The sequence below is a fragment of the Vibrio sp. SCSIO 43097 genome, assembly GCF_023650755.1.
GTDB classification, from domain to species: Bacteria; Pseudomonadota; Gammaproteobacteria; order Enterobacterales; family Vibrionaceae; genus Vibrio; species Vibrio alginolyticus.
The window spans coordinates 1,059,433-1,079,618 of record NZ_CP071840.1; the positions used below are offsets into that span (position 1 = coordinate 1,059,433).

A 20,186-nucleotide genomic window follows, 5' to 3' on the forward strand; every position below is an offset into this window, starting at 1 on the left:
TCAGGCTAATCCTGGAAATAAGTTGCGTAAGCCATTCGCAATGAACTCTATGCCAAGCGCGCCCAATATCAAACCCATGATACGAGTAATGACGTTGATTCCAGTTTGACCTAAAAATCGTACGATCAATGGGGCAGAGCGGAACAATAGCCACGAACAAAGGCAGAACAAACCAATCGTAATACTAATGCCCACGGTATCGAACATGCTTGGGTAGCGTGCACCATAAACAATAGTCGAACTGATTGCACCAGGACCTGCCATTAAAGGCATTGCAAGAGGGACCACACCAATCTGTTCACGACTGACGTATTCCGTTTTCTCTTGTTTGTTCTGCTTATCTTCCCCCAGTTTACCGCTCATCATCGAGAATGCGATGCTAAGTAATAGCAACCCGCCAGCGACACGAAACGAATCCAGAGAAATACTGAACATGTCTAACAGTAACTGACCAGCAAAAAGCGAAATGATCAGGATGATCGCAACAGCCACATTTGCTGTTGTTGCCGTATTGCGCTTTTCGTCTGGTGTCATATGCCCGGTTAGTGACACAAACACAGGCATGATACCAACAGGGTTTACTGCGGCGACCAAACCGAGAAAAAACTGCAAGAAGATAGCAAGTTCAAAAGTTTGCATGTTGCGTACTCATCAAAGTTCACATTAGTGAAAAGGAGAAGGGGTAATTTGGGCGTAATGTAAGGCAAAAGTTAGGTTGTAAGAAATGAAAAAAACTAACGCATTCCCTGCCATTTAAGTGAGAAAAACTAATTCTTTAATAAACTGTATCTAATCTGGAAAGGAAATGTTACGTATAAAGTTGCTGATAAATTGCACTGTTTTACATAAACGTTAACATTCGCACATTTTTGATAAAAACCAAGGTGGTTTGTAGAGAGATGTATTCGGTTCGATATACTCTCAGTAGCACAAAGAATTGGGCCTACATGTAATTTTGTTGGTCAAAAATGAAACTTTTTTACAGGTTGTTGTAGTTTCTTTTATTTATTTGTCCATTTGCTTCTTTTTTACTCAATAAAAAATGAAAGTTAATTTATTTGTTTATCAGTGATTTATGTCATTTTGGTGTGATGAGGCACCACTTTGGTAGTATTTAGGTGGTGAGAACTGATCCAAGTCAATTTTTTTCACACTCTGAAATATTATACTCAGTCCTGAAAGCAATTTACTAAGACGTTTGTTTTCTAAGTGACTGATAAACAGTAAAAACGATAAGTAATAGCCTTAGTAAAAAGTTTTTAATATTTGTTAATTTTAGGAGATTCCCTATGCCTGTAACTAATATGGCTGAACTAGATGCAATGGTTGCTCGCGTTAAGAAAGCGCAAGAAGAGTTCGCTACTTACTCTCAAGAGCAAGTAGATAAAATCTTTCGTGCAGCATCGCTTGCAGCTAACCAGGCCCGTATCCCGCTAGCTCAACAAGCGGTAGAAGAATCTGGTATGGGTATTGTTGAAGATAAAGTAATCAAGAACCACTTTGCTTCTGAGTTTATCTACAACAAATACAAAGACGAACAAACGTGTGGCATCTTAGAAGAGGATGACAACTTAGGTACTATGACTATCGCTGAGCCTGTAGGCATCATCTGCGGTATCGTACCAACGACTAACCCAACTTCTACAGCGATCTTCAAATCTCTAATCTCTTTGAAGACTCGTAACGGTATCATCTTCTCACCACACCCACGTGCGAAAAACTCAACTAACGATGCAGCTAAACTCGTTCTAGATGCAGCAGTAGCAGCAGGCGCACCAAAAGACATCATCGGTTGGATCGACCAGCCTTCTGTTGAGCTTTCAAACGCTCTAATGAAACACGATGACATCGCTCTTATCCTTGCAACTGGTGGTCCAGGCATGGTTAAAGCCGCTTACTCTTCTGGTAAGCCAGCAATCGGTGTAGGTGCAGGTAACGTTCCTGTTGTTATCGATGAAACAGCAGACATCAAACGTGCTGTTGCTTCTATCCTTATGTCTAAGACTTTCGACAACGGTGTAGTATGTGCTTCTGAGCAAGCTGCAATCGTAGTTGATGAAGTATACGACGAAGTGAAAGAGCGTTTTGCTTCTCACAAAGCGTATGTCCTAAGCAAAGCAGAAGCTGATAAAGTTCGTAAAGTTCTTCTTATCGATGGCGCGCTAAACGCGAAAATCGTAGGTCAGCCAGCAGCAGCAATCGCTGAAATGGCAGGCGTTAAAGTTCCAGCAGACACTAAAGTTCTTGTTGGTGAAGGTCTGGGTAAAGTATCTCACGATGACGCATTCGCTCACGAGAAGCTATCTCCAACTCTAGGTCTATTCCGTGCTGACAACTTCGAAGACGCGGTTGCTCAAGCGGTAACTATGGTTGAGATTGGTGGTATCGGCCACACATCTGGTCTTTACACTAACCAAGATACTAACGCTGATCGTATCCGTTACTTCGGTGACAAGATGAAGACAGCTCGTATCCTAATCAACATCCCGACTACTCACGGCGGTATCGGTGACTTGTACAACTTCAACGTTGCGCCATCTCTAACGCTAGGTTGTGGTTCTTGGGGTGGTAACTCTATCTCTGAGAACGTAGGTCCTAAACACCTAATCAACAAGAAAACTGTAGCGAAGCGAGCTGAAAACATGTTGTGGCATAAACTACCTAAGTCAATCTACTTCCGTCGTGGTAGCCTTCCAATCGCACTGGGCGACCTAGAAGGTAAGAAACGTGCATTCCTAGTAACTGACCGTTTCCTATTCAACAACGGTTACGCAGATGACGTAGTAAGCCTACTAAAAGCTCAAGGTATGGAAGTTCAAACATTCTTCGATGTTGAAGCTGACCCAACACTGTCTGTAGTAGAAAAAGGTGCGGCTCAAATGGCTAGCTACCAACCTGACGTTATCCTAGCGCTAGGCGGTGGTTCACCAATGGATGCAGCGAAAATCATGTGGGTAATGTACGAACACCCAGAAACTCACTTTGAAGAACTAGCAATGCGCTTTATGGACATCCGTAAACGTATCTACAAGTTCCCTAAAATGGGTAAAAAAGCTGAGCTTGTATGTATCACTACAACTTCAGGTACTGGCTCAGAAGTTACTCCATTCGCGGTTGTTACTGACGACAAGACTGGTGCTAAATACCCACTAGCTGACTACGAAATCACGCCAAACATGGCAATCGTTGATGCGAACCTAGTAATGAACATGCCTAAGTCTCTAACAGCATTTGGTGGTTACGATGCAGTAACTCACGCTCTAGAAGCTTACGTATCAGTTCTTGCTAACGAATACTCAGATGGCCAAGCTCTTCAAGCACTTAAGATGCTAAAAGAGTACCTACCATCAAGCTATGCGAACGGTGCAAATGACCCAATCGCTCGTGAGAAAGTACACAACGCAGCTACTATCGCTGGTGTTGCATTTGCGAACGCATTCCTAGGTGTTTGTCACTCAATGGCTCACAAACTGGGTGCTGAGTTCCACTTGCCACACGGCCTAGCTAACGCACTACTTATCTCTAACGTGGTACGTTACAACGCGAACGACAATCCAACTAAACAAACTGCGTTCTCTCAATACGACCGTCCACAAGCACGTCGTCGTTACGCTGAAGTTGCTGACCACCTAGGCCTAAGCCAAGAAGGTGACCGTACTGCTCAGAAGATAGAACGTCTACTAGCATGGTTGGATGAACTAAAAGTTAACCTAGACATCCCAATGTCTATCCAAGCGGCAGGTGTTGCTGAATCAGATTTCGTAGCGAAACTGGATGAGCTAGCGGTAGAAGCGTTCGATGACCAATGTACTGGTGCGAACCCACGTTACCCTCTAATCAGCGAACTTAAAGATGTATTGATGGCTTCTTACTACGGTAAAGCATTTGTTGAAGGCGAAACTTTCGAAGGTACAACTGTTATCAAGAAGAAAGCAGACCAAGAAGCAGCAAAAGCAGCACCTAAAGCAAAGAAAGAAAAAGCTGACGCGTAATTAAAAAATCGAGTGAGCAAGGTTTTCGCTAGCACGGAACCTTAATCGGGAAAAGGTTAAAGCCCCAGTCAAATGACTGGGGCTTTTTTTATTTTGGTGCAGGAGTTACATCTGGCTTGGGAAAACAGAGTTGCTGTGTATGCTTACACTTCGGTCGCAACTACTCGGCCACTGAAGTATTCATTCGCGACGATGTATGCTGTGTTGCGGACTAGTTCGTCTTGGATCTCAGCCCAGTGCCTCTCGTTGAGCTCTTCTTTTGTATGATTTACCGAGGGAATAACGCCGCCCACTCGAATGTTGAATGGTGTGAGTTCTTTTGCCCAGCTGTGAGTAAAACCTGACACCAACGCCGCCATGCTTTCAACTCCCGTAAAGTCTTCATGGTTGTCATGAGAAATGACGTTAACAATGACGCCTTTCTTGTTTCTGGCTCGAAAGCGCTCTGCTCCTACTTGGCCGTAGGTATAAAGGAAGCGTGCCGCAGACGACAAGTGATCAATGTAAGTACTCATTGGTTCTGGCGCCATTAAACCAGGCATAGGAGAGCTGGTCCAGCAATTAACAATCACATCTGGTGTCGCACGTAGCTGTGATTCTATCTGGTCAAACAATAAGTTAATGGACGTTGTGTTATCACTACACACATTCATCGCATACACTTTGTCAGTGAAAGCGCTGATTTGCTCATAGCTCGCTCTCAAAGCGCTAGAATTTTGGTCACAAAGAATCAACGTTGCTCCAAGGTGAGCAAAGTGATTTGCGCAGGTTCTTCCTATAACCGAGCCTGCAGACGTGACGAGAATAATTGATTCTTTGATATCCATAGCACCTTCACTGTATCCATATGTGAAAAACAATACACCAGTGGTTTGTGCTAATAGCATGGTTGAAATTCGTTGGGTTCAGTGTGAAAGGCTTCAAACTAACGCTTTCGAGTGAGGACTATTGTGCGGTAATTTGTAAGACGTCACATTTCTGACGTGTAGGTATTGCAAGCTATTGTATAAAAAGCAGATCTCTATGCTTTAGCTTGAATTTGATGCTGACGTTGAGCCGTCACTAGCTGATTATATAGCCCAGCATCTGGGATGAGTTGTTTGTTGCGTTCGCCCAATCTGCGTCGCTCATGACCAGATAGGTTGTGATAAACCTCCTCTGGTAGGTTGAATGTGTCTTCAGGCAGGTAAGTCAGCGCATCTGGTTTTAGGTAATGGCTCAGCTTTGCGGAAGGCAATCCTGCATCGTGAAACTGTTTCGCTTGTTCAGCTGCGAGTTCATAGCTGCTGCTATCAGAACGAAGAGCTTGAGGTTGTGATAAACCCAATTGTTGGCGAAGAATACTGTCACTGGTGATGACTTCCTGGACCTCTTCAACCGGGACCACATCGCGAACATCATTAGAGAACATAGACAGAATCAGCGAGAAATCCGCACGACGACCTTCGTGTACGGCATGGTTAATACCATTACCGAACTGAAGTTCGTTGATAATTGCAGCTTTGTCTAACGTATGAATTTGCATGATGTTCCTCGCTCGATGCTCTTTTAACGGCGTGGATAAGAAGAACTTTAGTAAAAGAGGGAATTATTTAAAGGTGCTAGGGAAGGCGAAACAAAAAAGCCCGCTAAATAGCGAGCTTTTGAATAAGACTAAATTGAACTTAGGGGGAAGTATATTACTTCGCTAGGTTCTCAGCTACGAAATCCCAGTTTACTAGAGCCCAGAAGCCGTTCATGTAATCAGGACGTACGTTGCGGTAATCGATGTAGTACGCGTGTTCCCATAGGTCAACAGTTAGAAGTGGTGTTGTACCTTCTTCTGTTAGAGGAGTAGCAGCGTTAGAAGTGTTAACGATCTCTAGAGAGCCGTCAGCTTTCTTAACAAGCCAAGTCCATGAAGAACCGAAGTTGTTGATTGCTGAGTCAGTAAACTTCGCTTTGAATTCTTCAAAAGAACCGAATGCTGCGTTGATAGCGTCTGCAACTGCGCCAGTTGGCTCGCCGCCCGCATTTGGAGCAAGACAGTGCCAGTAGAACGTGTGGTTCCAGATTTGCGCTGCGTTGTTGAATACGCCACCAGTAGAAGTCTTGATGATCTCTTCTAGAGTTTTGCCTTCGAACTCAGTACCAGGGATAAGACCGTTAAGCTTAACAACGTAAGTGTTGTGGTGCTTACCGTGGTGGTAGTCTAGAGTCTCTGCTGAGATGTGTGGTTCTAGTGCGTCTTTCGCGTAAGGAAGAGCTGGTAGTTCAAATGCCATTACTCGATTCTCCATTGATTTGAAAGGATGACCTTTCGATTGCTTCCAGTGTTTTTTATAGCTATGTCGCCTTTAAGGCTGACTTGCTAAGTATTTTAGCAAGTTTTTACTTTATTAAAACCCCGATATGAAAATATTTTAAGAGGTTAGCAGTGGTGAAGTGCTGCATTGCTCGCCAATGAGCAACCTAAAATTAAGCCTTATTAATTATATGGTTTTTATTCTGTCGTTATTGAGTAGAATGTGGCAAATAAATAAAGTTCAAACCCATGAATGAGGAAGCGATGGAAACTATCGACAAAATCAAACAGCAGATCTCTGAAAACTCAATCCTGCTGTACATGAAAGGATCACCGAAACTACCTAGCTGTGGTTTCTCTTCTCAAGCGTCACAGGCACTAATGGCATGTGGTGAGAAGTTCGCTTACGTAGACATTCTGCAAAACCCAGATATCCGTGCTGAGTTACCAAAGTACGCGCAATGGCCAACTTTCCCTCAACTATGGGTTGAAGGCGAGCTTATCGGCGGTTGTGACATTATTCTAGAAATGTTCCAAAAAGGTGAACTGCAGCCTCTAATCAAAGAAGCAGCAGCGCGCGCTGAAGATCAAGCTGAGTAATTCGTAAATACTCACATTTAGCGATAGAATACGAAGGAGCCGTACTGGCTCCTTTTTCTTTTTAGGTTAGTGGAATGAACATAAAGCTTTGTTCTGACTGCCTATCTCGTAAACCTCGCGAAGCCATGTAAAGTCCGCCTAGTGTATACAAAAACTTCAATATGCATTTTAATGCATTTTGGCGCGTAATTACGATGTATGCCGCCATCTATTTCGTAAAGTCGTTTTCAAACATCATTGCTTACAGGTCTTGACAAGGGAGTTGCTACAAATGGTATTTGGTTAAGGAATTACACTAAAGGCAATTTAAGTCCCCCAGAATTTTGAGGCCAACTTATTTCGGTACAAAATGCACTCGAAGAGTAAGCCCCATCATAAATCGGCATTGGACGCTAAAAATCAAGTTTTGGAAGGATTATGACAGTTTACAAGATAATAGATAATTTAAGAGAATTTCAAACGATCTGCTCTGGTCCCGATGAAATCGCTAGCCAGTTAGGTGACTTCGACTATTTTGAGAGGATCTTGTTACAGGCAATTAAAAATCAATCTCTGCAAGATATTTGGAAGCCTGTGGAGGTAAAGTTTCAAGATGTATTTAAGTACAATTCTCTATTGCCTGATATTAGTTTGTGGGCGCGAACATATCTTGTTTTATCTCCGAGGGCATATGAAATATTGAATGCTTATCTAACTGAACACGGAGAGTTTTTACCTGCTAACTACCAAGGTGGGCAATGGTATTTATATGCATCACTGACTTTTGGACAAGAAAACAAGAGAAAGTGCGTAGAAAAAATCGCATATGGGAGCCGAGATGGGTTAGATACCCTTGTTTTTATTGACGATGATGTTAAAGACAAAATGGTTTTCAAGTCTCGGCTAGAAGGAGCGGGCACCTTGTACTGTACAGATAAGTTTAAGGCTTTGTGTGAACAAAATCAGCTCAATGGCATCATGTTTTCTTCTAATTTGACAGATCCATTTAATTAGTGATTTTTATTAATATGAAAATACTATTTCTCTGATACTGGGGTTTGGAAGCACTGTAATGGTCGACGAGAAAATTAGCTTTCTCCTCTAAAACGCAGCTTTTTTAGGCCTGTTTCCTTCATGAAGAATGATTTGAAAAGTAACTTACCCATAGGTGGCTCCTGGTAGTAAAACATGAGGAGTTGATAGATTAATGACGGTTTATAAAATTTTCGACTGTCACAATGAATATAAAATCGTGAGCACTACGCCTAGTTCTGTAGCTAGGCAGTTAGGTGACATTGATTTAATAGAAAAAATCGTTGTGCAGCCATTAGAAAACTTTTCTTTCAAAAGTATATGGGGTGAAGTAGATATTGAGTTTGAAGATGTTCTCAAGAAAGACTCATTACTTCCTGATATCAGTTTATGGTTACGGGTTTTCTTAGTGCTTTCCCCTAAAGCTTATGCATCTTTAAAAGAGCCATTGAGCAAAGTAGGCGAGTTCTTATCGATTCGTTATAAAGGAGAGGAATGGTACCTGTATACACCGTTGGAGTTTGGGCAAGAAGATGAAGATAAGTGCGTCCAAAAAATTGAATATGGCAGCTTAGCAGGTGTAGAGGTGTTAGTATTTAATGAAAGCGACGTTGCAGAAAAGGTTGTTTTCAAGTCAAAGATGCTAGGAGCGAGCTTTCTGTATTGTACTGAACATTTTAAGAGTTTGTGCGAACAAAATGAGCTAGGTGGGCTAGAGTTCTCAGCTGACAGACTTGTTTATCTAACCTAAGATCTACAATGAAACTTAACACGCCTCGTATAGACTGGCTTTAGAGCGAATTATTAAGATAAAGCAGTTTTTCAACTTATGAGACTGTATAATTACTCCGAGATTTTGAAATGATTTTAAAGGTTTAATTATTAAAGTGGATATAAAGCTTTACTACGTGCATGACCCAATGTGCAGTTGGTGTTGGGGTTACAAACCAACGCTGGATAAACTAAAACAGCAACTGCCAGGTGTGATTCAATTTGAGTATGTGGTTGGTGGTCTTGCGCCAGATACTAATTTACCGATGCCGCCCGAGATGCAACAAAAACTCGAAGGTATTTGGAAGCAGATTGAGCGCCAGTTAGGCACTAAGTTTAACTACGATTTCTGGAAGCTTTGTACGCCAGTTAGAAGCACTTACCAATCTTGTCGTGCGGTTATTGCAGCGGGCTTTCAAGACTCTTATGAGCAGATGCTAGAAGCGATTCAGCATGCGTATTACTTACGTGCGATGCCTCCTCATGAAGAAGCTACTCACTTGCAACTAGCGAGAGAAATTGGCTTGAATGTTCAGCAATTCAAGAATGACATGGATGGCTCTTTCTTAGAGGGTGTGTTCGAAGATCAATTGAGCCTTGCAAAGAGCCTAGGTGTGAACTCTTACCCTAGCTTGGTTCTTAAAATTAACGACGCTTATTTTCCGATTGCCATCGATTACCTGTCGACAGAACCAACCTTGAAGCTGATTCGTGAGCGTATTATTGACAATATGCCAGCGCAATAACCACAGTTATGAATAACAAAAAGCCGCTCATTGAGCGGCTTTTTCGTAACTAAATGTATATCCATCCAAACGATAGTATTAAAGCACCATTGCTGCAATCCAACCAAAGATGATTAGAGGGATATTGTAATGGATAAAGGTTGGAACGACTGTTTCCCAAATGTGCTCATGTTGACCGTCGGCATTTAGACCAGATGTAGGGCCTAATGTAGAGTCAGAAGCTGGAGAGCCTGCATCACCTAACGCAGCCGCAGTACCTACCAGTGCAATCGTTGCCATCGGCGAGAAGCCGAATGCTAGCGCAAGAGGCACATAGATAGTTGCAAGGATTGGAATCGTAGAGAACGATGAACCAATGCCCATTGTTACCAACAGACCAACGATCAGCATCAGTAGTGCAGCTAAAGGCTTATTGTCACCGATGCTGGTTGATAGCGATTGTACTAGTGTTTCAACACCGCCAGTTTGCTTCATTACTGCTGCAAAACCTGCCGCTGCAATCATGATGAAGCCAATCATTGCCATCATGTGTACACCTTTAGTGAACACGTCGTGCGTCTCTTTCCATGCAATAACGCCGCCGAAAGTAAACACCATAAAGCCAGCTAGAGCACCGATAATCATTGAACCCGTGTAAAGCTGAACACCCAATGCAGCGACAATACCAAGTGCCGCAACTAAGATGTGCTTTTTATTGATGACATGATCGGTTTCGTCAACGACAGTCAACTCAGTTTCTTTGTAGACACGCGGTTTACGATAGCTAACAAAGATAGCCAGTAATAGACCAAACAGCATGCCTGCACCTGGCAGTAACATGGCGGTTGGGACTTGGCCTGCAACCACGTTTTCCAAACCGTTGTCATGTAGGTTCTTTAATAGAATGTTGTTTAAGAAAATACCGCCGAAACCAACAGGTAAGATCATGTAAGGTGTGATCAAACCGAAGGTAAGAACACACGCGACCAAACGTCGGTCGAGCTTAAGTTTCGCGAATACGCCCAAAAGAGGTGGAATCAAAATTGGAATAAAGGCGATATGGACCGGAATTACGTTCTGAGATGACATCGTGACAAGCACTAACGCCACCAACACGGCGTACTTTAAGCCAGTAGTGGAAGCGGAGTTTTCTTTACCATTTAAGCGCTTGATAACACTTTTGGCCAGTAGATCCGTGATGCCTGATTTCGAGATGGCAACAGCGAAAGTACCTAACATGGCGTAGCTTAGCGCGATAGTTGCACCGCCACCTAGACCACTTTCAAATGCGGCAACCGTATCCCCAAGGCTCATGCCTGCGACTAGGCCGCCTACGATGGCACTAAACGTGAGGGCAACCACCACGTTTACGCGCATCAATGCTAACACGAGCATGACGCACACTGATATAACGACAGGATTCATACTTTTCCTAATATGTTGTGTTTACTTATTATTCTTCGTCGACAAGCGGCCAACCGCCGAGGGCCTTCCATTTGTTGACAATACCGCAGAATAATTCTGCTGTTTTTTGTGTATCGTAAAGCGCAGAGTGTGCTTCACGGTTATCAAATTCCATCCCGGCTGTTTTGCATGCTTTAGCGAGAACTGTTTGGCCATAAGCAAGGCCACTTAATGTAGCCGTATCAAAAGTAGCAAAGGGATGAAAAGGGACTCTTTTTAGTTTACAGCGTTCATTTGCTGCATTTACAAAACCCAAGTCGAATGCTGCGTTATGAGCAACCATAATTGCACGTGAGCAATCTGCGGCTTTTTGTTCTTTGCGAATAAGCTTATAAATTTCCTTTAGCGCCTCTTGCTCAGAAACAGCACCACGAAGAGGGCTGAAAGGGTCACGAATACCATTGAATTCAAGCGCTTCTTTTTCTAAGTTAGCGCCTTCAAATGGCTCCACATGAAAATGAATGGTGGAGGCCGGATGCAACACGCCATGTTCGTCCATTTTCAACGTAACGGCACAGATTTCTAAAAGTGCATCAGTTTGAGCATTGAAACCAGCGGTCTCAACGTCTACTACCACAGGGAAATAACCACGAAAGCGTTTTTTCAAGGTTAGAGCTTCATTTTCTAGTGTCATGTTGGCTTATTTTTGTGTGACGAAGGCTGCATTATTGCAGATTATACCGATGAGAAAAACCGCAATTTAAGAGAAAACCGGAATTCTATTTTGCATCCAATCAATAAGTTTGTATTGCATATTATGTAGACGTTTATTCGCCATACTTTGCATCATGTAAACCGATACAACATGAGGAAGTAAAACGCTAAGTGGCGGTTAAGGTGATTGGAACACGGTGGCTCACATTAATGGCAGTGTGACAGATAACCCTATATTGGCGAGATTTTTGCATGCCGGTTGAAGTAATTTTATTGATGCAAATTGACGGCAACAGACTGCCGTTTAAGAGACAGTATTAGATGAAGAAATGGCTGATTACCAGTGGTGTTGTATTTTCGTTGTTTAGCACAAGCAGCTTCGCTTTGATGGGCAAACGTTATGCTGCAACTCCACAGCAATCTCAATGGGAAATGGTGGTCAATACACCATTAGAATGTCAGCTTGTACACCCCATTCCAAGCTTTGGAGATGCGGTATTTTCATCTCGTGCGAATAAAAAAATCAATTTAGACTTTGAGTTAAAAATGCGTCGTCCGATGGGAGAAACACGTAACGTCAGTCTCATTTCTATGCCGCCACCTTGGCGGCCAGGTGAACACGCCGATCGAATTACAAACCTAAAGTTTTTTAAACAGTTTGATGGTTATGTCGGAGGGCAAACAGCATGGGGCATTTTGTCTGAGCTGGAAAAAGGCCGTTATCCGACTTTTAGTTACCAAGATTGGCAGAGCCGAGATCAGAGAATTGAAGTCGCATTGTCATCAGTACTATTTCAAAACAAGTACAACGCGTTTAGCGACTGTATTTCCAAATTATTGAAATACAGTTTCGAGGACATTGCTTTTACGATTTTGCACTACGAAAGACAAGGTGATCAGTTAACCAAGGCTTCTAAAAAGCGTTTATCACAAATTGCAGATTATATCCGACATAATCAAGATATCGATCTCGTGCTGGTGGCGACGTACACAGATTCAACCGATGGTAAAAGTGCGAGTCAAAGTTTATCAGAGCGACGTGCAGAGTCACTTCGTGATTATTTTCAGTCTCTAGGGCTACCGGAAGATCGAATTCAAGTGCAAGGGTACGGCAAGCGTCGTCCTATTGCAGATAACGGTTCGCCAATAGGAAAAGACAAAAACCGCCGAGTCGTGATATCTCTAGGGCGAACCCAAGTGTGATGCATATAAAAACGCCGAAGCTGAAAGCTTCGGCGTTTTTGATTTATTGACGTTGTTCATAATATTTTAGTGGTATTTTGCCAAGCACCTTTCGGTGATTCCTGCTGTATAATTTGAATGTTAGTTTAAGCGGAATTTGGCAATGACTTCGCAATTGGTTGCGGTATCTATTTTTTCAACCTGTTTGGCAATAGCTGGATTAGGGTGACGCTTCATAAAGTCTATCAACGCCTTAGTACAGCATCCTATCGAGTCGATAAAGCTTGCACACTCTTTATTTGGGCATTGTGGGATAAGTGTTAAGACCTTCTCAGAGGCCAGTTGAAGGTATTTGAGTTCATAGTCAGTATCTCCAGCCCAACGCCAGAACTGAGCTAAGTTATGACAAGAAATCACAGAAATTAATAATCGCTCGTCCGCCTCAATTTCCACACATTCGCTGATATCTTCACTCAGGCTTAGGGCTTGCTGGTAATGAAGAATGCTGCGAACAGGGTCATCTAGTTGAAGTGCCGTATCGGCTAGAAGTGTGTGTTTTTCCCATTCACTGATCATTATCGTAATCCCGCATATCGAAGTTGCGGATAAATCTAAACGATAACTATTATCAAGTAAAGGGTTTTGTTTATAAAAGGACAGGCAGATCGCAGACCTGCCTGTAATCGGAGTTCAACTTGCAGTACAAGTGATTATTAGAAGTGCCGCTTAGCCTTCAAGACCTGATGAAGCTTGCTTGTTTTGAATAAGCTCAATCATATAACCATCTGGGTCTTTTACGAATGCAATGTGCGTGCTTCCGCCTTTTACTGGACCTGGCTCACGCGTCACATTACCGCCCGCCGCTTTGATAGCGTCGCAAGTTGTGTAGATATCATCAACACCAATGGCGATATGACCAAAAGCGGTACCTAAGTCATACTCAGTTTTACCCCAGTTGTAAGTCAGTTCGATCACTGCACCTTGGGATTCGTCACCATAACCAAGAAACGCTAGCGTGTATTCGTACTCTTTATTTTCGTTAGTACGAAGCAGCTGCATGCCCATAACTTCAGTGTAAAACTTGATGGATTTGTCTAGATCACCTACGCGAAGCATAGTGTGGAGAATTCGACCGTTTGACATTTTTTGCTCCTAGCTTTGATTTACAAATAGCGTTAGCTATCTGGGTATACTTTCTCTTTATATTCGCACAAATCTTCGATAATGCAGCTACCGCAGCGAGGCTTTCTTGCTACGCACGTATAACGACCATGAAGAATGAGCCAGTGGTGCACATCGAGTTTGAACTCTTTTGGCACAACTTTTAATAGCTTCTGCTCGACATCATCAACCGTTTTTCCCATCGCAAATTTAGTGCGATTCGACACGCGATAAATGTGCGTATCGACGGCAATAGTTGGCCAACCAAAAGCGGTGTTGAGCACGACGTTTGCGGTCTTGCGACCTACGCCTGGTAGCGCTTCTAACGCTGCACGATCTTCAGGAACTTCACCATTGTGTTTTTCCAACAAGATCTTACAAGTCTTGATTGTGTTTTCTGCCTTTGAGTTAAACAAACCGATGGTCTTTATGTATTCTTTTAAGCCATCGACTCCCAAATCAAGAATGCTTTGAGGTGTATTCGCTACAGGGAAAAGCTTGTCGGTGGCTTTATTGACGCTTACATCGGTTGCTTGAGCTGATAGTAATACAGCGATTAGCAGCTCAAAAGGGGAGCTCCAGTTAAGCTCAGTTTGAGGATTCGGATTGTTTTCTCGTAATCGCTCAAGAATTTCGATTCTTTTTATTTTGTTCATTGCTGACTTCCAATACCGTCTCTGCGGTTTATGAAAAAGGCTCCTATGACAGAGCCTTATCTTGTTATGCGTTAGTGACGCGAGCACGTTCTATGGTTGGTTTTTCTTCTTTTGGTTGACGTGCCTGAATTGAATTATCTATGACATTTTTGAGCGCTATCAACAGCCCAACACCGATAAATGCACCAGGTGGGAGAAGCGCTAACAGGAAGCTATTGTCAAATTGGAAAACTTGAATCCGTAGAGCTGAAGCCCAGTCTCCTAGGAGAAGGTCTGCTCCGTCGAATAGTGTGCCATTACCAATTAATTCGCGCATGGCACCTAAAACAACCAAGACGCTCGTCATACCAAGGCCCATCCACAAACCATCTAGCGCAGCGGGTGCAACATCATTTTTTGACGCGTAAGCTTCTGCTCGGCCAATAATAATGCAGTTCGTTACAATCAGAGGAATAAAGATACCTAGAGACAGGTACAAACCGTACGCATAGGCATTCATTAACAACTGAACGCAGGTAACGAGTGAGGCAATGATCATAACGAATACAGGTATACGGATCTCTTTTGGCACATAGTTACGGATAAGAGAAACTGTTACGTTGGATCCAACTAGCACGAGTAAGGTTGCAATACCAAGACCTAATGCATTGGTTATCGTGGAAGAAACCGCTAGCAGTGGACATAAGCCCAGCAGTTGCACGAGAGCGGGGTTATTACTCCACATACCGTTTTTCATCAGTAATTTATTCTCATTCATTACTGCTCTCCTTCACAGCCTAACGGCTGGCTAAGAATGTCTTCACGAGATTGGTTTACGTAGTTAACGGTATTTCGCACCACTTTTACGACGGCTCTTGGCGTGATCGTTGCACCAGTAAATTGATCGAAATCGCCGCCATCTTTACGAACTTTCCACGAATTCCAATTGTTTTCCGTGACTTGTTTTCCTGTAAAGCTCAGGATCCAGTCGGTGACACGAAGATCGATTTTATCGCCCAGACCAGGGGTTTCTTGGTGGTTTAGGACGCGTGTCCCCAAAATATTGCCCTGATTATCAATCCCAGTAATCACTTTTATCTCACCATTGTAGCCATCTGGCGCGATAGATTCTATTGCGATTGCTGTTGGTTCACCATTCTTCGTGGCGAGGTAGGCTGGCATCGCACGTAATGTCCCCAGATCTGGAGACGTGACCATTGTACAAGCTTGCGTGAGTGCGTTGTCATGCATGTTTTCTGGAATGACTTGATTCAAAACAGAAAGTAATTGTTTTTGCTCTTGTACCTTGATTTGGTCTTTTGTTAGGTACTGAGTAAGGGCGACTAATCCGGTTGTTGCACATGCAAATATCGCGAGTGTCAGACCATTTTTTCTAATAGCGGTTAACATGTTTACCTCAGTGACCGTAAGTTCTAGGTTTGGTGTAGTAATCGATCAGTGGCACACACATATTTGCAAGCAACACTGCAAATGCAACACCATCTGGGAAACCGCCCCAACTGCGAATGATAAAAACCAAAGCACCAATAAGCGCACCGAAGATTAAACGTCCTTTGACGGTGGTAGACGCCGAAACGGGATCGGTTGCAATAAAGAATGCGCCAAGCATGGTTGCACCAGATAACAAGTGTAAAATTGGCGACGCAGTTTCCCCTGGCGTCAGCAACGTGAACACTAGGCTAAACAGAGTCAGACTCGCAAGGAAACCTGCTGGAATATACCATTGGATGATACGCTTTTTGATCATGACTATGCCGCCAAGAAGGTAAGCAAGGTTTACCCATTGCCAACCAATACCACCTAAGCCATCAAATATCGGCTGCGACATTACTTCGCTTGGAGTGGCACCTGTAAGAATGCCAGTCTTAAATGCATCAAGTGGTGTCGCCATTGTCACACCGTCAACACCTGAGCGAACTTGCTGAAGTGATAAGCCGTCGTAATCATAGCCCGTAAAAATTAAAGAGAGTGTATCTGCAAAATTTACATGATCAGGTATGAGTGATGTCGGTGCACTCCAACTCGTCATTTGTACTGGGAAAGAGATCAACAAGACCACATAAGCGACCATTGCAGGGTTGAATAAGTTTTGTCCAAGGCCACCATAGAGGTGTTTAGCGATTACTATCGCAAAAATAAGCCCGATCACCATAATCCACCACGGAGACCATGGTGGTATAGCAACGGCTAACAACCAAGCGGTAACTATTGCACTGTTATCACGTAGCGCTCTCATTGGTGAGCGTTTACGACAGATCATGACTAAGGCTTCAAGGGATACAGCGACTGCAATGGCAAAAATCAGCTGAATCAGCGTACCCCAGCCAAAGAAGTAGGTTTGAGCTACTAAACCTGGAAGTGCGCAAAGTGCCACCCATTTCATTAAGTCTGGCGTATTACGACGACTGTGGGTATGCGGTGAACTGGCAATAAAAAACGACACTACTCGTTCTCCTCAGTATTATTTTTATTAGCTTCTTGTTGCGCTTTGCGTGCCTTCGCGCGCGCAATTGCTGCGGCAACCGCGGCTTTCTTCGGATCCACTTCTGGTTCTTCAGAAGTTGCGTCTTCAACAGGCTCAGTTTGCGTTTCTTGCTTCGCTTTACGTGCTTTGGCACGTGCAATGGCAGCTGCCACGGCGGCTTTTTTCGGATCTTCGGTTTGCTCGGCAGGTGCTTCAGCTTCTTCCGCTTCAGCTGAGTCTGCTTGCTTCGCTTTGCGCGCTTTGGCACGTGCAATGGCAGCGGCAACTGCGGCTTTTTTCGGATCGTCGGTTTGCTCGGCAGGTGCGTCAGCTTCTTCCGCTTCAGTTGAGTCTGCTTGCTTCGCTTTTCGCGCTTTGGCACGTGCAATCGCAGCAGCCACGGCGGCTTTTTTCGGATCGTCGGTTTGCTCAGTAGGTGCTTCAGCTTCTTCCGCTTCAGTTGAGTCTGCTTGCTTCGCTTTACGTGCTTTGGCACGTGCAATCGCAGCAGCCACGGCGGCTTTTTTCGGATCTTCGGTTTGCTCGGCAGGTGCGTCAGCTTCTTCCACTTCAGTTGAGTCTGCTTGCTTCGCTTTTCGCGCTTTGGCACGTGCAATCGCAGCAGCCACGGCGGCTTTTTTCGGATCGTCGGTTTGCTCAGTAGGTGCTTCAGCTTCTTCCGCTTCAGTTGAGTCTGCTTGCTTCGCTTTACGTGCTTTGGCACGTGCAATGGCAGCAGCAACCGCGGCTTTCTTCGGATCGCTGTCTTGCTGTGCAGACGTTTCCGATTCTACAGATTCAGTTGAATCTTCTTGTTGTGCTTTTTTCGCTTTAGCTCGGGCGATGGCGGCCGCAACTGCCGATTTTTTATCATCAGCGTTATTGTCTGGCGTTTCGCCTTGTTCTTTTTGCGCTTTACGTTCGCGAGCAAGACGTTTGCGTTCTTCGCGCAGTTTTGCCATTTCTGAGTTATCAGGTTCACTAGAGCCTGCTTTAGCTGCTGCAGCTTGTTTCGCCTTCGCTTTGGCAATGGCTGCCGCTACGGCGGGTTTTACTGCTGGCTCTGCTTTTTCTGTGGTTTCTGTCTTTTGAGCTTTCACTCGTGCGATTGCTGCTGCTATCGCATCATCGCCGCCAGAAGACTTCATCTCTTTACGGCGCTGATCGGCAGCTTTCTTGAAGCGATTTTCACGTTCTGCTTTTTCGCGTTCCATACGCGCTTTTTTCTCTTCAAAACGCACTTTTGCTCGCTCTGCAGCTTCCGCTTCTTGTGTTCTAGTTCTAATTTCTGCTTTCGCTTGGCGGTAGTACTGTACGAGCGGAATTTCACTTGGACATACAAACGCACAAGCGCCGCACTCGATACAATCCTTTAAGTTTAATTCATCGAGTTTGTCATATTCTTCAGCTTTCGCATGCCATTGCAGTTGTTGAGGCAGCAGCGAAGCAGGGCACGCTTCGGCACATTGGCTACAGCGAATACATTCCATCTCATACTGGTGCGGAGAGATCTCACGACGAGTCGGAGCAAGGATACAGTTTGCTGTCTTGGTAATCGGCACTTGGGAGTGAGGAAGGGTAAAGCCCATCATTGGCCCACCCATAATTAAACGCTGTAACTTCTTATCTGCTTTATAGCCAAACTCATCCAACAGTGCTTGTACTGGTGTCCCTAACAATGCCCAAACGTTGCGTGGTTGTTTGAAGGTTTTACCAGTGAGAGTCACGATGCGCTTTATCATCGGCTCACCGTCGATGACTGCGCGTTTTATAGCGTAAAGAGAACCAACATTCTGAACCAAAATACCAATATCGGCTGGAATCGCGCCACTTGGTACTTCTTTATTGGTTAAAATTTTGATCAGCTGTTTTTCACCGCCAGAAGGGTATTTAGTTGGGATAACGCGAATAACGATATCTTTGTTTATAGCCGCAGCTTCTAGCGCTTTGATTGCTTCTGGCTTGTTGTCTTCAATGCCAATAATCGTGAGCTTTGGTGTCAGGATATGTTCGACAATTTCGATACCTTGAATAAGCTCTTCGGCATGTTCTTGCATGAGCTTGTCATCAGACGTGATGTATGGCTCGCACTCTGCTGCATTAACGATAAGAATCTCGGTACGAGCAAAACCTGATTGGATTTTTTTTGCAGTAGGGAAGCCTGCGCCACCCATACCAGAAATACCAGCGAGACGAATAATATCAATCAGTGCGTCAGGGGTTTCTTGTTGGTAATCTGCGACGGGGTTTCTTTCACACCATGCATCTTTCCCATCAGGCGTGATGACTGCGCACAACTCACTTAACCCAGAAGGGTGCGCGACAGTTCGTGGCTCAATCGCGGTGAGCGTACCTGATGTTGGAGCATGCACTGGAACCGTAAAGCCGGTCTCCGATTGCGTTAATGGCTGACCTTTTAATACGTAGTCACCTTCGGCAACCAGTAGGTTACCCGCTTTACCAATGTGCTGTTTTAGCGGCAATACAATTTCTGACGGGATAGCCGCATGAGCGAGTTCAGTTTTGTTGGACTGCTTTTTATTTTCTGCCGGATGCACACCACCTGGGAAATCCCAAAGCGCGCCTGTACGAATTTGTTCAATCAAAGACAACATGTGAAACCTTACTTAATTGAATCTTTCACGTTCGCTGCATTGTCGGCAGCATCCGTAATGTTAAGTACCGGAATGGAGTGAAGTTGCCACTTCCAGCTTTCTGTGGTCGTTGCCACAGGAATCATTTCAATACAATCAGTCGGACATGGGGCAACACACAAGTCACAGCCCGTACATTCGTCTTTGATTACGGTATGGACCGCCTTTGTTCCGCCTACAATTGCATCCACCGGACACGCCTGAATACACTTAGTGCAGCCAATACACATGTCTTCATGAATAAACGCAACGGTTGGAATTTTGCTGTCGAGATCGTGCGCAGATTCTTCTGGCTCAACACCCATTAAGTCGGCGAGCTTTTCGATTGTTGCCTGACCACCAGGTGGACATTTGTTGATGTGGTCGCCATTTGCAATTGCTTCAGCATAAGGGCGGCAACCAGGGTAGCCACATTGACCGCATTGAGTTTGCGGTAAAATGGCGTCGATTTGATCCACAATAGGGTCCGCTTCTACTTTAAAGCGAATAGAAGCAAAACCAAGTATCGCGCCGAAAATCGCAGCCAGAACCGCTAACGCGATAATCGCAATTAAAATCGTACTCATCG

General features: G+C 44.2%; 20 protein-coding genes. 6 read left to right on the top strand and 14 right to left on the bottom strand.

The window, feature by feature from the left end; genetic code table 11:
* Entirely contained in the window at positions 1-639 is a 639-nt protein-coding gene (locus J4N40_RS05040; protein WP_005380729.1) for a YchE family NAAT transporter, read from the bottom strand.
* Between the two features lie 650 nt (positions 640-1,289).
* Here J4N40_RS05040 and adhE point away from each other — a divergent pair.
* Positions 1,290-3,992 (top strand): bifunctional acetaldehyde-CoA/alcohol dehydrogenase, encoded by a 2,703-nt coding sequence (gene adhE / locus J4N40_RS05045; protein WP_005380731.1) that lies wholly within the window; start codon positions 1,290-1,292, stop codon positions 3,990-3,992.
* A 143-nt stretch (positions 3,993-4,135) separates the two neighbouring features.
* Here the strand turns inward: adhE and J4N40_RS05050 are convergent, their stop codons facing one another.
* From J4N40_RS05050 to sodB, 3 genes are all read right to left on the bottom strand, one after another.
* On the bottom strand, positions 4,136-4,879 hold the full coding sequence (locus J4N40_RS05050; RefSeq protein ID WP_005380732.1) for an SDR family oxidoreductase: 744 nt from the start codon (positions 4,877-4,879) through the stop codon (positions 4,136-4,138).
* Between the two features lie 134 nt (positions 4,880-5,013).
* Entirely contained in the window at positions 5,014-5,517 is a 504-nt protein-coding gene (locus J4N40_RS05055; RefSeq protein ID WP_033907342.1) for a VC2046/SO_2500 family protein, read from the bottom strand.
* A 154-nt stretch (positions 5,518-5,671) separates the two neighbouring features.
* The gene (gene sodB / locus J4N40_RS05060; protein WP_005396533.1) at positions 5,672-6,256 is read right to left on the bottom strand and encodes a superoxide dismutase [Fe]; all 585 of its coding nucleotides are present in this window, start codon (positions 6,254-6,256) and stop codon (positions 5,672-5,674) included.
* Between the two features lie 284 nt (positions 6,257-6,540).
* Between sodB and J4N40_RS05065 the strand changes: the two genes are divergently transcribed.
* From J4N40_RS05065 to J4N40_RS05080, 4 genes are all read left to right on the top strand, one after another.
* Positions 6,541-6,876 carry a Grx4 family monothiol glutaredoxin gene (locus J4N40_RS05065; protein WP_017635833.1) on the top strand — a complete coding sequence of 112 codons (336 nt, stop codon included), beginning with the start codon at positions 6,541-6,543 and terminating at the stop codon, positions 6,874-6,876.
* Between the two features lie 417 nt (positions 6,877-7,293).
* On the top strand, positions 7,294-7,869 hold the full coding sequence (locus J4N40_RS05070; protein WP_053349607.1) for a hypothetical protein: 576 nt from the start codon (positions 7,294-7,296) through the stop codon (positions 7,867-7,869).
* A 193-nt stretch (positions 7,870-8,062) separates the two neighbouring features.
* Positions 8,063-8,638, top strand: a complete 576-nt coding sequence (locus J4N40_RS05075; RefSeq protein ID WP_065274720.1) for a hypothetical protein — start codon at positions 8,063-8,065, stop codon at positions 8,636-8,638.
* A gap of 136 nt (positions 8,639-8,774) precedes the next feature.
* Positions 8,775-9,404, top strand: a complete 630-nt coding sequence (locus J4N40_RS05080) for a DsbA family protein (RefSeq protein WP_053304219.1) — start codon at positions 8,775-8,777, stop codon at positions 9,402-9,404.
* Positions 9,405-9,482: 78 nt separating this feature from the next.
* Here the strand turns inward: J4N40_RS05080 and J4N40_RS05085 are convergent, their stop codons facing one another.
* Together J4N40_RS05085 and rnt are read right to left on the bottom strand one after the other, a co-directional pair.
* Positions 9,483-10,808 (bottom strand): Na+/H+ antiporter family protein, encoded by a 1,326-nt coding sequence (locus J4N40_RS05085; RefSeq protein WP_025767202.1) that lies wholly within the window; start codon positions 10,806-10,808, stop codon positions 9,483-9,485.
* Between the two features lie 28 nt (positions 10,809-10,836).
* The gene (gene rnt, locus J4N40_RS05090) at positions 10,837-11,481 is read right to left on the bottom strand and encodes a ribonuclease T (RefSeq protein WP_005384888.1); all 645 of its coding nucleotides are present in this window, start codon (positions 11,479-11,481) and stop codon (positions 10,837-10,839) included.
* A 341-nt stretch (positions 11,482-11,822) separates the two neighbouring features.
* Here rnt and motY point away from each other — a divergent pair, with 341 nt between their 5' ends.
* A complete protein-coding gene (gene motY / locus J4N40_RS05095; RefSeq protein WP_250654399.1) occupies positions 11,823-12,704 on the top strand; it encodes a flagellar protein MotY in 882 nt (293 codons plus the stop codon).
* A gap of 120 nt (positions 12,705-12,824) precedes the next feature.
* Here motY and J4N40_RS05100 read toward each other — a convergent pair whose 3' ends face one another.
* From J4N40_RS05100 to rsxB, 8 genes are all read right to left on the bottom strand, one after another.
* Positions 12,825-13,259 (bottom strand): DUF2753 domain-containing protein, encoded by a 435-nt coding sequence (locus J4N40_RS05100; protein WP_005384886.1) that lies wholly within the window; start codon positions 13,257-13,259, stop codon positions 12,825-12,827.
* A 150-nt stretch (positions 13,260-13,409) separates the two neighbouring features.
* Positions 13,410-13,826, bottom strand: a complete 417-nt coding sequence (gloA, locus tag J4N40_RS05105) for a lactoylglutathione lyase (RefSeq protein WP_017635317.1) — start codon at positions 13,824-13,826, stop codon at positions 13,410-13,412.
* 32 nt (positions 13,827-13,858) lie between these two features.
* Positions 13,859-14,500 carry an endonuclease III gene (gene nth / locus J4N40_RS05110; protein WP_005380743.1) on the bottom strand — a complete coding sequence of 214 codons (642 nt, stop codon included), beginning with the start codon at positions 14,498-14,500 and terminating at the stop codon, positions 13,859-13,861.
* A gap of 64 nt (positions 14,501-14,564) precedes the next feature.
* Positions 14,565-15,257, bottom strand: a complete 693-nt coding sequence (locus J4N40_RS05115) for an electron transport complex subunit E (protein ID WP_005380745.1) — start codon at positions 15,255-15,257, stop codon at positions 14,565-14,567.
* Complete coding sequence (gene rsxG, locus J4N40_RS05120; protein ID WP_005380747.1) at positions 15,257-15,889, bottom strand: electron transport complex subunit RsxG; 633 nt, start codon at positions 15,887-15,889, stop codon at positions 15,257-15,259. The genes J4N40_RS05115 and rsxG overlap by 1 nt, the downstream gene beginning before the upstream one ends.
* Positions 15,890-15,896: 7 nt before the next feature.
* Positions 15,897-16,943, bottom strand: coding sequence for an electron transport complex subunit RsxD (gene rsxD, locus J4N40_RS05125; protein WP_033907336.1), 1,047 nt, complete (start codon positions 16,941-16,943; stop codon positions 15,897-15,899).
* Entirely contained in the window at positions 16,943-19,579 is a 2,637-nt protein-coding gene (gene rsxC / locus J4N40_RS05130) for an electron transport complex subunit RsxC (protein WP_250654400.1), read from the bottom strand. Before rsxC ends, rsxD begins: the two co-directional genes overlap by 1 nt.
* An 8-nt stretch (positions 19,580-19,587) precedes the next feature.
* Complete coding sequence (gene rsxB / locus J4N40_RS05135) at positions 19,588-20,184, bottom strand: electron transport complex subunit RsxB (RefSeq protein WP_005380760.1); 597 nt, start codon at positions 20,182-20,184, stop codon at positions 19,588-19,590.
* Between the last annotated feature and the right edge of the window lie 2 nt (positions 20,185-20,186).